This is a genomic window from Bradyrhizobium sp. G127 (assembly GCF_021502575.1).
Lineage (GTDB): Bacteria > Pseudomonadota > Alphaproteobacteria > Rhizobiales > Xanthobacteraceae > Afipia.
Window position 1 is genome coordinate 324,068 of record NZ_JAKFGN010000001.1, and the last position, 12,714, is coordinate 336,781.

Annotated in this window: 13 protein-coding genes; 7 read left to right on the forward strand and 6 right to left on the reverse strand. The window is 62.8% G+C overall.

Features of this window, described 5'->3' with window-relative positions; all coding sequences use genetic code 11:
- Positions 1 to 7 precede the first annotated feature (7 nt).
- A complete protein-coding gene (gene mutM / locus LVY71_RS01610; protein WP_235097544.1) occupies positions 8 to 889 on the forward strand; it encodes a bifunctional DNA-formamidopyrimidine glycosylase/DNA-(apurinic or apyrimidinic site) lyase in 882 nt (293 codons plus the stop codon).
- Between the two features lie 196 nt (positions 890 to 1,085).
- Here the strand turns inward: mutM and LVY71_RS01615 are convergent, their stop codons facing one another.
- Positions 1,086 to 2,465 (reverse strand): peptidoglycan-binding protein, encoded by a 1,380-nt coding sequence (locus LVY71_RS01615; protein WP_235097546.1) that lies wholly within the window; start codon positions 2,463 to 2,465, stop codon positions 1,086 to 1,088.
- Between the two features lie 174 nt (positions 2,466 to 2,639).
- On the opposite strand from LVY71_RS01615, the gene LVY71_RS01620 reads away from it, so the two are divergent.
- The gene (locus tag LVY71_RS01620; protein ID WP_235097548.1) at positions 2,640 to 3,440 is read left to right on the forward strand and encodes a HesA/MoeB/ThiF family protein; all 801 of its coding nucleotides are present in this window, start codon (positions 2,640 to 2,642) and stop codon (positions 3,438 to 3,440) included.
- 2 nt (positions 3,441 to 3,442) lie between these two features.
- Here the strand turns inward: LVY71_RS01620 and LVY71_RS01625 are convergent, their stop codons facing one another.
- The gene (locus tag LVY71_RS01625; RefSeq protein WP_235097550.1) at positions 3,443 to 4,444 is read right to left on the reverse strand and encodes an aldo/keto reductase; all 1,002 of its coding nucleotides are present in this window, start codon (positions 4,442 to 4,444) and stop codon (positions 3,443 to 3,445) included.
- Between the two features lie 121 nt (positions 4,445 to 4,565).
- On the opposite strand from LVY71_RS01625, the gene LVY71_RS01630 reads away from it, so the two are divergent.
- Positions 4,566 to 5,477: a LysR family transcriptional regulator gene (locus LVY71_RS01630; protein WP_235097552.1), complete on the forward strand. Its 912-nt coding sequence runs from the start codon at positions 4,566 to 4,568 to the stop codon at positions 5,475 to 5,477.
- Between the two features lie 3 nt (positions 5,478 to 5,480).
- On the opposite strand, the gene LVY71_RS01635 is transcribed toward LVY71_RS01630, so the two are convergent.
- A complete protein-coding gene (locus tag LVY71_RS01635) occupies positions 5,481 to 6,485 on the reverse strand; it encodes a 2-hydroxyacid dehydrogenase (RefSeq protein WP_249788389.1) in 1,005 nt (334 codons plus the stop codon).
- A 286-nt stretch (positions 6,486 to 6,771) separates the two neighbouring features.
- Between LVY71_RS01635 and LVY71_RS01640 the strand changes: the two genes are divergently transcribed.
- Positions 6,772 to 7,299: an SH3 domain-containing protein gene (locus LVY71_RS01640; RefSeq protein ID WP_235097554.1), complete on the forward strand. Its 528-nt coding sequence runs from the start codon at positions 6,772 to 6,774 to the stop codon at positions 7,297 to 7,299.
- Positions 7,300 to 7,431: 132 nt separating this feature from the next.
- On the opposite strand, the gene irrA is transcribed toward LVY71_RS01640, so the two are convergent.
- Entirely contained in the window at positions 7,432 to 7,917 is a 486-nt protein-coding gene (irrA, locus tag LVY71_RS01645; RefSeq protein WP_283842495.1) for an iron response transcriptional regulator IrrA, read from the reverse strand.
- A gap of 233 nt (positions 7,918 to 8,150) precedes the next feature.
- Here irrA and fabA point away from each other — a divergent pair, with 233 nt between their 5' ends.
- From fabA to fabI, 3 genes are all read left to right on the forward strand, one after another.
- Positions 8,151 to 8,681: a 3-hydroxyacyl-[acyl-carrier-protein] dehydratase FabA gene (gene fabA / locus LVY71_RS01650; RefSeq protein ID WP_235097556.1), complete on the forward strand. Its 531-nt coding sequence runs from the start codon at positions 8,151 to 8,153 to the stop codon at positions 8,679 to 8,681.
- A 117-nt stretch (positions 8,682 to 8,798) separates the two neighbouring features.
- Positions 8,799 to 10,022 carry a beta-ketoacyl-ACP synthase I gene (gene fabB / locus LVY71_RS01655; RefSeq protein WP_235097558.1) on the forward strand — a complete coding sequence of 408 codons (1,224 nt, stop codon included), beginning with the start codon at positions 8,799 to 8,801 and terminating at the stop codon, positions 10,020 to 10,022.
- A gap of 177 nt (positions 10,023 to 10,199) precedes the next feature.
- Positions 10,200 to 11,006, forward strand: coding sequence for an enoyl-ACP reductase FabI (fabI, locus tag LVY71_RS01660; RefSeq protein WP_235097560.1), 807 nt, complete (start codon positions 10,200 to 10,202; stop codon positions 11,004 to 11,006).
- A 129-nt stretch (positions 11,007 to 11,135) separates the two neighbouring features.
- On the opposite strand, the gene LVY71_RS01665 is transcribed toward fabI, so the two are convergent.
- Entirely contained in the window at positions 11,136 to 11,732 is a 597-nt protein-coding gene (locus tag LVY71_RS01665) for a glutathione S-transferase family protein (protein WP_235097562.1), read from the reverse strand.
- Positions 11,733 to 11,899: 167 nt separating this feature from the next.
- A complete protein-coding gene (locus LVY71_RS01670) occupies positions 11,900 to 12,652 on the reverse strand; it encodes a superoxide dismutase (protein ID WP_235097564.1) in 753 nt (250 codons plus the stop codon).
- Between the last annotated feature and the right edge of the window lie 62 nt (positions 12,653 to 12,714).

Here is a 12,714-nt window from a genome sequence, read left to right on the forward strand (position 1 = left end):
GCAGCCGGTGCCTGAATTACCCGAGGTCGAAACGGTCCGCCGCGGTCTGCAGCCGGTGATGGAGGGCCAGTGCATTTCACGGCTCGAGACTCGCCGTGACGGTCTGCGGTTTCCGTTTCAGAAGGATTTTGTGGCGCGGCTGGAAGGCCATGTGGTGACGGGCCTTGGCCGCCGCGCCAAATACCTGATGGCGGATCTCGACAGCGGCGACGTGCTCCTGATGCATCTCGGCATGTCGGGGTCGTTCCGCGTGGTGCTGCCCGAAGGCGAGAGCCGGCCGGGCGAATTTCACTATCCACGCAGCGAGAATCGCAACCATGATCATGTGGTGTTTCACATGGCGTCGGGTGCTGTGATCTCGTTCAACGATCCGCGCCGCTTCGGCTACATGAAGATTGTTGCGCGCAAGGACCTCGATGCGGAGCCGCTGCTGCGCGGGCTTGGCCCTGAGCCTTTGGGAAACGCGTTCGACGCCGCGATGCTGGCGCATGCCTGCGCGGGAAAGAAGACTTCGCTGAAGGCCGCATTGCTCGATCAGCGCGTGGTGGCGGGATTAGGCAACATCTATGTCTGCGAGGCGCTGTTTCGCGCGCATCTGTCGCCGAAGCGCCAGGCGTCGACGCTGGCCGATCGCAAGGGCGGGCCGACGGATCGCGCGAAACATCTGGTGACGGCGATTCACACCGTATTGAACGCAGCGATCAAGGCGGGCGGCTCGTCGCTGCGCGATCACCGCCAGACCGACGGCGAGCTCGGCTATTTCCAGCACTCGTTTCTGGTCTATGATCGCGAGGGCCAGCCATGCACGACGCCGAAATGCTCCGGCACGGTGACGCGATTCACGCAGAACGGGCGATCGACGTTCTGGTGCCCGAGTTGCCAGAAGTAACAGCGTTCGGTGCAAGCCGGGGGCGGCCGGTTGCGGGATTCGCATGGGCTGAATTGCCACACAAACGAAATGTCAAAATGGTGACGGAGTTCAGCGCATAAGGCGGGATGGTGACGATTCCGTGCGCGCTCCTTTCCTGGCCGGGAGCGCGGGTGATTGCGATGCAACCACGCCAGTTTTGCTGCGAGCGGCCGGATTATTTCCGTACACACACCAGCCGCAGCACCGAGGCTTTCGCATCGACTGGCCCTGAGGCAACGGTCACGCCTTTCGCCCGCAAGAATTCGCGCACCGAATCCGCCGGGACCAGCAGCGCCTGCGACGGCAGCGGGATGCCGGCCGGTCCTGCAACGACGGCGGGCTTCAGCCGCGCGATGCCGGCGAATTTTCCATCGCTGTCGATGGCCGCAGCGCCGGAGAAGCCGACCGCAGGCTCCGGCGACAGGGTCATGTCGGCGCCGGCGGGCGCGGCCACGGCGGCGAGAGTGGTCACGGCGTTGCGGCCGCCCTGATTTTGCGGATCGGAAATGCCGGTGATGCTGACACTGGATTTTGCTGCGCCATTGCCGGATAGCGCCAGCGGCTTCAATCCGCCGGCACCGTAGATTCGAAGCAGCGCCAGTTCGCGTGCTTCGTCATCGGCAATGCGGGTCGCATTGCCATAGCCCGGCACCGCGATGGTCACGCAGCCGTCGGTGGCCTGACGCTCGGCGACGATGGTGCCGTCGGCGCCGACGATAATGCCGGTGGAGTATTCGACCTTCTTGCGCGGCGGCGGCAGGTTCTGCGCCACGGCATTGCCGGGGAACGGATTGTAGGCGCTCGACATCGCCACGGTGACGGGAGTCATCGTGCCCTCGGTGGCCTGATCGTACATGATGGTGAGGATGCGGACCTCGTCGTCGCGGGTCTGGCCGCGCACGTAGAATTTCTTCAGGCCCTGCGATCCGGACAGCACGAAGAAATCCGGCTTCACCACGCTGTAGTCGATCTTGCGCGCGTTGAGCTTCTTCTCCTTGTCGGCGACAGTTGCTGTCGTGGCGCCGGCTTCCTTGCGGCGGGCAAATTCGATCTGGATGCTGCCGGTGGCGGACGACCATTTGGTGCCTGAAATGTCGCTGACGATCAGCGGCACCAGCTTGGTCGGCAGGCCGACGCGCGCGCCGCTGGTGGCGTCGCTGACGATTTTCCAGCCGACATTGTCCTGCAGCTTTTTCGCTTCGGCGCGCAGCACGCCGCGTTCCTGCGGGTTCAGCACGCCGGTCTGTTTGCCGCCGTGATCCTTCTGGAATGTCTTGATGGCGTTGACCATCCGCTCGCTGACTTCGCCGGTGATCGTGCCGTTATAGAGGCTGACCCAGGCGAGATCCGACTGGATCGCAAGCCGATCGGCCTGCGCCATGGCATTGGCCGTGTCGGCCGGGGTCTGGGTGGCGGGCCGGATCGGCACCGTGGCGACGGGCTTCGGCTTGATCGCCGGGGCGGCCGGGGGCGCTTGCCGGGCGGGCGGCGTCTGCGCAGCAGCGGTCCCGAGCAGGGCCGCCAGCATCGCGGCACTGGCGAGCGGCAGTTTCATGATTGGTCTCATAGCTGGTAAGAAGCGCGTCTGAGCATAGAGCATGATCCCGAAAAGTGGATACCGGTTTTCGGACAAGATCGTGCTCCAGTATAATGATGGTTTGTCCCCTGTGATGACGCGCTGGTTCGACAGCCGGGGCAAAATATCTGACGCGAAGGTGACGACACCGGAATGCTGACATCAGAGGAACTGGAGCGGTACGCGCGCCATATTGTGCTGCGCGAGGTCGGTGGTCCCGGTCAGGCGGCGCTGAAGGCGGCGCGGGTGCTGGTGATCGGCGCGGGCGGGCTTGGCGCGCCGGGCCTGATGTATCTGGCGGCGGCTGGGATCGGTACGCTGGGCGTGGTCGATGACGACGAGGTGTCGCTGTCCAACCTGCAACGCCAGATCATTCACGCCACGCCGGATGTCGGGCGATTGAAGGTCGACAGCGCCGCCGACCGGATTCTGGCGCTCAATCCGCATGTCGTGTTGAGCACCCATGCGGTGCGGCTCAACGCGACGAACGCGATGGATATTATCGGCGGCTACGATGTGATTGTCGACGGCTCGGACAATTTCGCCACGCGCTATCTGGTGTCGGACGCGTGCTATCTTGCGAAGAAAACATTGATTGCGGGTGCGCTCGGGGTGTTCGACGCGTCGCTGACCACGGTCCGCGCGCACGGCGTAAATGACAAAGGCGAGTTGAATCCAACCTATCGCTGCCTGTTTCCGGAGGCGCCGCCGCCCGGCACCACGCCGACCTGCGAGGAGGCGGGCGTGCTCGGCGCGCTGGCCGGCGTGCTCGGTTCGATGATGGCGCTGGAAGCGATCAGAGAAATCGTCGGCTTCGGCGAAAGCCTTGTCGGGCGGCTGGTGATGATCGATGCTCGCGCGATGCGGTTCGAGACGTTGCGTTACGCGCGCGATCCATCAAACCCGCTGAATGGAGATGCGCCGACGATCACGGATCTGTCGGCGCATCGCTGATGTTATGCGTGGACGCGCTTTTCGCTGTCGAGATGCGCGATCTGTTCGGGCGCGTAGCGCTCACCCTTTGCGACGCCGAGGGGGAAGGCCTTGTCCAGCGTCGCAAGATGCGCAGGCGACAGTTTCACATTTAGCGCGCCAAGCGCCTCGGTGAGGCGCTCACGCCGCCGCGCGCCGACCAGCGGCACGATGTCCTGTCCCTGCGTCGCCACCCAGGCGATTGCCATCTGCGCGACCGTGACGCCGAGATCGGCGGCCACAGCGCGCAGCGGTTCGAGCAATGCCAGGTTGGCATCGACATTGCCGGCCTGGAAGCGCGGGCTCAGGACGCGGAAATCCTGCGGGCCGCTTGCTTTCGACCAGTGACCGCTGATGAGGCCGCGCGACAGCACGCCGTAGGCGGTGATCGCGATGCCCAGGTCGCGGCAGGTCGCGAGGATGTCGTTCTCGATGCCGCGTGAGATCAGCGAATATTCGATCTGAAGATCGGCAATCGGATGCACGGCATGGGCACGGCGGATGGTCTCGGAGCCGACTTCCGACAGACCGATATGCTTGATGTCGCCGGCCTTCACGAGGTCCGCCATCGCGCCGATGGTTTCTTCAATCGGGACATTGGGATCGAGTCGCGCCGGACGATAGATGTCGATGGCATCGACGCCGAGGCGCACCAGCGAATAGGCGGCAAAGTTCTTGATTGCCGCCGGACGGCAATCGATGCCGTTGAAGCCGTAACGGCGGTCGCGTAGCGCGCCGAACTTGACGCTGATCTGGAGATTGTCGCGGCTGCGGCCGGCGAGCGCTTCGCGGATCAGCAGTTCGTTGTGGCCCATGCCGTAGAAATCGCCGGTGTCGAGCAGGGTAATGCCGGCGTCGAGTGCGGCGTGGATGGTGGCGATGCTCTCGGCGCGGTCGGCCGGGCCGTAAAAATCCGACATGCCCATGCAGCCGAGACCGATGGCGGAAACCTTGGGACCGGTGGCGCCCAGTCTGCGAATATCCATGGTGGTTCTCCTTCGTGACGCGGGCCGGTCTCTCCGGCCGCAATGACGAGGCTGATATGAGGCAATCCGCATTAAACGATAAGATAGACAATCTTAAATAGCGTGTTCATTATATCGAACAATGAAGGATTTTGACCTGCGCGACCTTGAGGCGTTTGTCGCCGTCGCCCGCACCCTGAATTTCCGGCGGGCGGCGGTGGAGCAGCGCGTCTCGGTGTCGAGCCTCAGTCAGCGCCTGCGCGACATGGAAGAGCGGTTGGGTGTGCGGCTGATGAATCGCACAACGCGCAGCGTCGCTCTCACCGAGGCCGGCGAACTGTTGCTCGCACGTATCGCGCCTGCGATGCATGATGTCGGCGAGGCGCTGGATCAGGTCAGGGGCCTGCGCGGCGTGCCGTCCGGCCGGCTGCGCATCAATGCGCCGCTGCCTGCGATCGATCTCGTGATTCAGCCGATGGTCGTGCCGTTTCTGAAGAAACATCCGCAGATCGAACTCGAGATCATCGCCGAAACCTCATTCGTCGATATTGTCGCGGCGGGCTTCGAAGCCGGCGTGCGCTATGGCGAGCATCTGGCGCAGGACATGATCGCGCTCTCGCTCGGCCCGCCGGAGCGTTACGCGGTGGTCGCGTCAGCGGATTACGTCGCGCAGCGGGGCCGTCCGAAAAAGCCGGAAGACCTGCTCGCGCATTCATGCCTTCGTACCGTGTTCGCGAGCGGCGCGATGCCGGACTGGGAGTTCGAGAAAGACGGGCGCATGGTCAAGGTGTCGCCGCAGGCGGTGCTGGTCGGAAACAATCTCCGGCTGATGCTGCAGGCTGTGCATGACGGCGCCGGATTCTGGGCGACGTTTGAAGGCTATGTGCGTGACGACGTGAGGGCGGGCAAACTCGTCAGCGTGCTCGAAGACTGGCTGCCGCCGTTCCCGGGGCCGTTCCTTTACTATCCGAGCCGCCGCCAGCCGCCGCCCGCCTTGAGCGCCTTCATTGCATTCGTGGCGGAGTGGAAGGCGAAGCAGAAACGAAGGCGATAGGCGTTACGCCACGCCCGGCAGCACGCGGTCCGGCGGACGGTGGCCATCAAGGAAGGTGCGGATGTTGATCATCACCTTCTCGCCCATCTCGACGCGGCCCTCGATGGTGGCCGAGCCCATATGCGGCAGCAGCACGACCTTGCCGGCTTTCGCCAGCCGCACCAGTTTGGGATTGACCGCAGGCTCGTTCTCGAACACGTCGAGCGCGGCGCCCGCGATCTCGCCGTCCTCGATCAGTTTGGTCAGCGTCGCTTCGTCGATGATCTCGCCGCGCGCGGTGTTGATGATGTAGGCATCCTTGCGGATCAGTTTCAGCCGCCGCGCCGAGAGCAGATGGAACGTCGCCGGCGTGTGCGGACAGTTCACCGAGATGAAGTCCATGCGCGCCAGCATCTGGTCGAGGCTGTCCCAGTAGGTTGCGCGCAATTCTTCCTCGATCTGCGGCGCGACCGGGCGGCGGTTGTGATAGTGGATCTGCATGCCGAAAGCGTGGGCGCGGCGCGCCAGCGCCTGACCGATCCGGCCCATGCCGATGATGCCGAGCCGTTTGCCGCCGACGCGATGGCCGAGCATCCATGTCGGCGACCAGCCGGCCCATTCGCGGCCTTCCATCAGCACGGAGGCGCCCTCGATCAGGCGGCGCGGCACAGCCAGAAGCAGCGCCATGGTCATGTCGGCGGTGTCTTCGGTCAGAACCTTCGGCGTGTTGGTGACGGTGATGCCGCGTGCGATCGCCGCCGCCACGTCGATGTTGTCGACGCCGTTGCCGAAATTCGCGATCAGCTTCAGCCGCAGGTCGGACTGGTTGAGAATCTCGGCGGTGATTTCGTCGGAGACGGTCGGAACCAGAATATCGGCGGCGCGGACGGCTTCGGCCAGTTGGGCCTGCGTCATCGGCGTGTCGTCGAGATTGAGACGGGTATCGAAAAGCTCGCGCATGCGCGTTTCGGTGCTGTCGGGCAGCTTTCGCGTGACCACCACCAGAGGCCTTTTCTTACCCGGAATCATTCTCCCAACGGTCCCCTCTGATTGTTTCCGGCGCTTTCGCCCGGCCGTTCAGTCCACATTAACCGGCCTGTTCGAAGGTAGGAATTCGCTGCCGGTCCGGTGAGCTTTTCGCAGCTTTTCAGGTCCTTGGCCTCTGGTCCCTCTCTAGCAGAAGGCCGCGCCAAGACAAGAACCCCAAGGTAACCCCCGGAGAACCCAAAGGGTCTTTGCGGGTCTCGGGGTTCCGAAAGCGCGGCATCCGGGCGGCGGCGGGAGCGGCGTTGGGGACCGCACGAAGGACGATGCTATGGGGTTTGTCAGGAAATTTTCTTCGCTTGCGGCGGTCTGCACGGTCTGGATCGCTTCGTGTGCGCCGGGTCTTGCCGCGAAAGAGATGGTGGTTGCGGCGAGCGGCCTGCCGGTGCCGCGCTACGTCAGCCTGAAATCCGACCACGTCAACGTCCGTGCCGGTCCGACCAAGGATCAGGACGTGACCTGGATTTATACCCGCTCGGGGTTGCCGGTTGAAATCACCGCGGAGTTCGAGAACTGGCGGCGCGTGCGCGATTCCGAAGGCGCGGAAGGCTGGGTCTATCACTCGCTGCTGTCGGGCAAGCGCACCGCGGTCGTCACCATGAAGAAGAAGGATGATCTTGCGCCGATCTACGACAATCCCGATTCGTCCAGCGCCGTTGCGGCGAAGCTTCAGGCCGGCGTTGTCGCCACCGTGAGGCGCTGCAACGACGGCTGGTGCCGCGTCACCGGCAACGGTTTCGACGGCTGGATCGAGCAGCAGCGCCTGTGGGGCGTCTATGCCGACGAGAAGGTGAACTGAACAACGTTCTACGAAGGCTGCCAAATAACGAGATGTCATGCGCGGACTTGATCCGCGCATCCATCACATCAAAAATTTATCCGGGAATGATGGATTGCCGGGTCAAGCCCGGCAATGACGATTGAACGCGTTTCAGCGCTTCTTGCGCAGGCGCACGACCATGTCGATGCGGCTGATCTCGTAGCCTTCCGGCACGTCCGGCATCTTCTGCAGCACGAGATTCGGGTCCGGAATATCGACCAGCTCGTGATTGCCTTCCATGTAGAAGTGATGATGCGCGCTGGTGTTGGTGTCGAAATAGGTCTTGGTGCCGTCGACGCTGACCTGACGCAGCAGGCCTGCCTCGGTGAGCTGATTGAGCGTGTTGTAGACGGTCGCCAGCGACACCGGCACCTTGGCGTGGGTCGCTTCTTCGTAGAGCATTTCCGCGGTCAGATGGCGGCCGCCCTTGCCGAACAGCAGCCAGCCCAGCGCCATGCGCTGACGGGTCGGACGCAGACCGACCGACTGCAGCATTTCATTGACGTCATGCCATGGGCAACCGGTGAGAGCCGGCGCATGGCCGTGGCGGCCATCGAGCTCGTCCTGTTTGGTGACGGTGGTCACAACGTCGGTCATCGGATCACTCAATACTTACCGGGCGCCACGTATCCGCCCGCAATTAAGGTCTGTTGCAAGGCACTATAGGAAAGGATGCACTTACATGCAAGTTTTTCGCAACTGGCGGCGGGGGCTTTTGGTTAAAAACGGCCCCGAATCGGACCCCGACGGGCCACTTTGACCCATCGTAGGCCTATGTTAGACGACCGCGGGGCCGCCGCAGGACCGGCATGTCAAAATAAGGGATCAAGATGAAAGACCGCCGGAACAGCTATTCCTATGAAGAACTCCTGGCCTGTGGCCGGGGTGAGCTGTTCGGAGCCGGCAATGCCCAGCTGCCGCTGCCGCCGATGCTGATGTTCGACCGGATCACCGAGATCAACGAGACCGGCGGGGAAAGCGGCAAGGGTCTGATTCGCGCGGAGCTGGACGTCAAACCGGACCTCTGGTTTTTCGGCTGCCATTTCAAGGGCGATCCGGTGATGCCGGGATGCCTCGGCCTCGACGCGCTGTGGCAGATGGTCGGCTTTTATCTCGGCTGGACCGGCGGCCTCGGCCGCGGCCGGGCGCTGGGTTTGAGCGAACTCAAGTTTACCGGGCAGGTTCTGCCGAATGTCACCAAGGTTGTGTACAACATCGACATCAAGCGCGTCATGCGTTCGAAACTGGTGCTGGGCGTGGCGGACGGAACGCTTTCCGCCGATGGCGAGATCATCTATCGCGCCAAGGATTTGAAGGTCGGGTTATTCCAGCAAGATGCCGCATTGCAGCCGGGAACATGATGCAGGATTGTTGAGCCCGTGAGGAATCGGGCTTCGGAGTTGCCGGCGATCAGGGCCGGCATTGGGGCAATCAAAAGCGCGGACTTCCAAGCGCAACATTAGCAAGGACGAGAAATCATGAGGCGGGTTGTCATCACGGGGATGGGCATTGTCTCGTCCATCGGTAACAACACTCAGGAAGTGCTCGCGAGTCTCTACGAGGCCAAGCCGGGAATTTCGCGGGCGGAAGATTACGCCAAGCTCGGATTCCGTTCCCAGGTTCACGGCGCGCCAAGCCTCAATCCATCGGAAGTGATCGACCGCCGCGCCATGCGCTTTCTTGCCGAGGGCGCGGCCTGGAATCACGTGGCGATGGAGCAGGCCATCCAGGATTCCGGACTTGAGCCGTCGGACGTCTCCAACATCCGCACCGGCATCATCATGGGATCGGGCGGCCCAAGCGCGCGCACCATTGTCGAAGCCGCTGACATCACGCGCACCAAGGGTCCGAAACGCGTCGGACCGTTCGCGGTGCCGAAGGCCATGTCGTCCACGGCGTCGGCCACGCTCGCGACCTGGTTCAAGATCAAGGGCGTGAACTACTCCATCTCGTCGGCCTGCGCGACGTCGAACCACTGCATCGGCAACGCCTACGAGACCATCCAGATCGGCAAGCAGGACATCATCTTCGCCGGCGGATGCGAGGAACTCGACTGGTCGCTGTCCGTGCTGTTCGACGCCATGGGCGCGATGTCCTCGAAATACAACGCAACACCGACCACCGCTTCCCGCGCCTATGACGTCAACCGCGACGGCTTCGTCATCGCCGGCGGCGCGGGCGTGGTCGTGCTGGAAGAGCTCGAACATGCCAAAGCGCGCGGCGCGCGGATCTACGGCGAAATCGTCGGCTACGGCGCGACATCCGATGGCTACGACATGGTCGCGCCGTCCGGCGAAGGCGCGGAGCGCTGCATGCGTATGGCGCTCGAGACGGTGAAGACGCCGATCGACTACATCAATCCGCACGCCACCTCGACGCCGGCCGGCGATCCGCCGGAAATCAACGCCATTCGCGCCGTGTTCGGCGCGGGCGACAAGTGCCCGCCGATTTCCGCGACCAAGTCGCTGACCGGGCATTCGCTCGGCGCCACCGGCGTGCAGGAAGCGATCTATTCGCTGCTGATGATGAACAACGGCTTTATCTGCGAGAGCGCCAACATTCAGGAGCTCGATCCGGTGTTCGCCGACATGCCGATCGTGCGCAAGCGCATCGACAATGTGAAGGTCGGCACGGTGCTGTCGAACTCCTTCGGCTTCGGCGGCACCAACGCGACGCTGGTGTTCAAGCGGATGGATGCGTAGTTGTCTCAATGCAGTCTGTCGAAGAATGCGGTCTGTCGAAGATCGGCACATTGCAACGATGATCGACGTAAATTTTGTCATGGCCGGGCTTGTCCCGGGCATCCACGTCTTTAATCCTGTCCACGTTCGGAAGACGTGGATGCCCGGGACAAGGCCGGGCATGACGGAGTCAAATTGATGAATGGACTGATGCAAGGCAAGCGCGGGCTCATCATGGGCGTCGCCAACGATCATTCGATCGCATGGGGCATCGCGAAAGCGCTGCACGCGCAGGGCGCCGAACTCGCCTTCACCTATCAGGGCGATGCGCTCGGCAAGCGCGTCAAGCCGCTGGCGGAGTCGCTGAACGCTGCGCTGGTCCTGCCCTGCGATGTCGAGGACATTGCCAGCGTCGATGCCACTTTCGCTGCGATGAAGGAGAAGTGGGGCTCGATCGATTTTCTGGTCCACGCCATCGGGTTTTCCGACAAGAACGAGCTGAAGGGCCGCTACGCCGACACCACCCGCGCGAATTTCTCACGGACCATGGTGATTTCTGTTTTCTCCTTTACTGAAGTGGCCAAGCGCGCGTCGGAGATGATGCCGAACGGCGGCTCGATCGTGACGCTGACCTTCGGCGGCTCGACCCGCGTGATGCCGAACTACAACGTGATGGGCGTGGCCAAGGCGGCGCTGGAAGCCTCGACGCGCTATCTCGCTGCGGACTTCGGCCGCCAGGGCATTCGCGTCAATGCGATTTCCGCAGGCCCGGTGCGCACGCTGGCGGGTTCGGGCATTGGCGATTCGCGCGCCATGTTCTCCTTCCAGCAGAAGCACTCGCCGCTGGGACGCGGCGTCACGCTCGATGAACTGGGCGGCACCGCGCTTTATCTGTTGTCGGATATGTCCGGCGGCGTCACCGGGGAAATTCACTTCGTCGACTCCGGCTACAACATCATCTCGATGCCGCATCCGGATGCGCTGAAGGCGTCCGATAGTGAGTAGCTCGTCGTCATCCTGAAGGGCGAGGCGTTCTTCACGCCAGGCCTCGAAGGATGATGATTGTGAATTCCGCCATCCTTCGAGGCGCGCAAGTGCGTGCACCTCAGGATGACGACGTGGTATGGCTGATCGTCATCCTGCCGCAAGTTCGGTCGCGCGCTGGAATGCGGGGCGCGCCGAGCAGGCGTCGATATAGCGATCGAATGACGGACGTGCGGGCACCATCTTGAACAGCCGCGTCGCGAAATTCAGTCCCGAGCCGATCATGATGTCCGCGGCTGTGAACATGTCGCCGAGCAGAAACGGTCCCTTTTCGAGCGCGGCATCCAGCACGTCGAACACCTGGGCCGCGCTGCCCCATGCGGCGGTGGAGGTCGGCACGCTGATCTTTGTGAAAATCTCGATCATCGCAGGCTCGATGCAGCCCGGCGAGAAGAACAGCCATTGCAGATATTTCGCGCGGCGCGGATCGCCGACGGGCGGCGCGAGCTTGGCTTCGGGATAACGCTCCGCGACATAGGCGCAGATTGCCGAGGCTTCGGCGACGGTGGCGTCGCCGTCTTTCAGCGCGGGCACCTTGCCCATCGGATTGATCGCAAGAAATTCGGACGTCTTCTGTGCGCCGGTCGTAATATCGATCAGCGCGCGTTCATAAGGTTGTCCGACTTCTTCCATGAGCCACAAGGCTGAGAACGAGCGGGAACGCGGACACCAGTAGAGTTGCATCATCGAACCACGTCCTCCCGTTTTTTCGTGAGCGTATACGGATTCGATGATGTGGAGAAAAGTTTTCCGTGATGGTACGCTTTGTCGCCGTTGCAGGAATCGACGGCTGTCGAAAATAAAGGGCGGCCGTGGATGCCGCCCTTCATGCCGATGATCTTTTGTCTCGAGATTTACACGCCGAGCGTGCCGGCCTTCGCCGCCGCATAGCGCTCGGAAATCTTCGCCCAGTTCACCGTGTTCCACCACGCCTTGAGATAGTCGGCGCGCCGGTTCTGGTAGTTCAGATAATAGGCGTGCTCCCACACATCGTTGCCCATCAGCACACGCTTGCCGTCCATGAGCGGCGAATCCTGATTGGGGCGCGTCTCGATGGCGAGCTTGCCTGCCTTCGAGACCGTGACGAACACCCAGCCGGAGCCGAACTGGCGTCCGCCGGCGGCGTTGAAATCGGTCTGGAATTTCTCCATGCCGCCGAGATCGCTGGTGATCGCAGCGAGAACCTCGCCCTCCGGCTTGCCGCCGTTCGGACCCATGATCTCCCAGAACATGGTGTGATTGGCGTGACCGCCGAGATTGTTGCGCACGGTGAATTTAATGCCGTCATCCAGGGCGTTGATGTTGCCAAGAATATTCTCGATCGGCGTGGTGCCCAGTTGAGGGTTGGTTTTGGCGGCCGCGTTCATGTTCGCGACATAGGCCGCGTGATGCTTGTCGTGATGGATTTCCATGGTCCTGGCATCGATGTGCGGCTCGAACGCGTTGGTCGCGTAAGTCAGCGGCGGCAGGACAAAGGGGCCGGTGGCGGCGGGCGCTGTTGCGGCGGGGGCTGGCGCCGCCTGGGCGAAGACGGATCGCGGCGCGGCTGCGACGGCGGTGAGGCCTGCGGCTGCGGTCATGAAATGGCGACGAGACAATGCGGACATGAAATCTCTCCCTGGAGATGGTCGATCGGGACGCAGCCGTGATTGGCCGTTTGAACGATACG

What these genes read in the sequence shown, in the direction of transcription:
- LVY71_RS01615 (WP_235097546.1), bottom strand. Translation starts at nt 2,465, where the DNA reads ATGAAACTGCCGCTCGCCAGTGCCGCGATGCTGGCGGCCCTGCTCGGG.
- LVY71_RS01620 (WP_235097548.1), top strand. Translation starts at nt 2,640, where the DNA reads ATGCTGACATCAGAGGAACTGGAGCGGTACGCGCGCCATATTGTGCTG.
- LVY71_RS01625 (WP_235097550.1), bottom strand. Translation starts at nt 4,444, where the DNA reads ATGGATATTCGCAGACTGGGCGCCACCGGTCCCAAGGTTTCCGCCATC.
- LVY71_RS01630 (WP_235097552.1), top strand. Translation starts at nt 4,566, where the DNA reads ATGAAGGATTTTGACCTGCGCGACCTTGAGGCGTTTGTCGCCGTCGCC.
- LVY71_RS01635 (WP_249788389.1), bottom strand. Translation starts at nt 6,485, where the DNA reads ATGATTCCGGGTAAGAAAAGGCCTCTGGTGGTGGTCACGCGAAAGCTG.
- LVY71_RS01640 (WP_235097554.1), top strand. Translation starts at nt 6,772, where the DNA reads ATGGGGTTTGTCAGGAAATTTTCTTCGCTTGCGGCGGTCTGCACGGTC.
- irrA (WP_283842495.1), bottom strand. Translation starts at nt 7,917, where the DNA reads ATGACCGACGTTGTGACCACCGTCACCAAACAGGACGAGCTCGATGGC.
- fabA (WP_235097556.1), top strand. Translation starts at nt 8,151, where the DNA reads ATGAAAGACCGCCGGAACAGCTATTCCTATGAAGAACTCCTGGCCTGT.
- fabB (WP_235097558.1), top strand. Translation starts at nt 8,799, where the DNA reads ATGAGGCGGGTTGTCATCACGGGGATGGGCATTGTCTCGTCCATCGGT.
- fabI (WP_235097560.1), top strand. Translation starts at nt 10,200, where the DNA reads ATGAATGGACTGATGCAAGGCAAGCGCGGGCTCATCATGGGCGTCGCC.
- LVY71_RS01665 (WP_235097562.1), bottom strand. Translation starts at nt 11,732, where the DNA reads ATGATGCAACTCTACTGGTGTCCGCGTTCCCGCTCGTTCTCAGCCTTG.
- LVY71_RS01670 (WP_235097564.1), bottom strand. Translation starts at nt 12,652, where the DNA reads ATGTCCGCATTGTCTCGTCGCCATTTCATGACCGCAGCCGCAGGCCTC.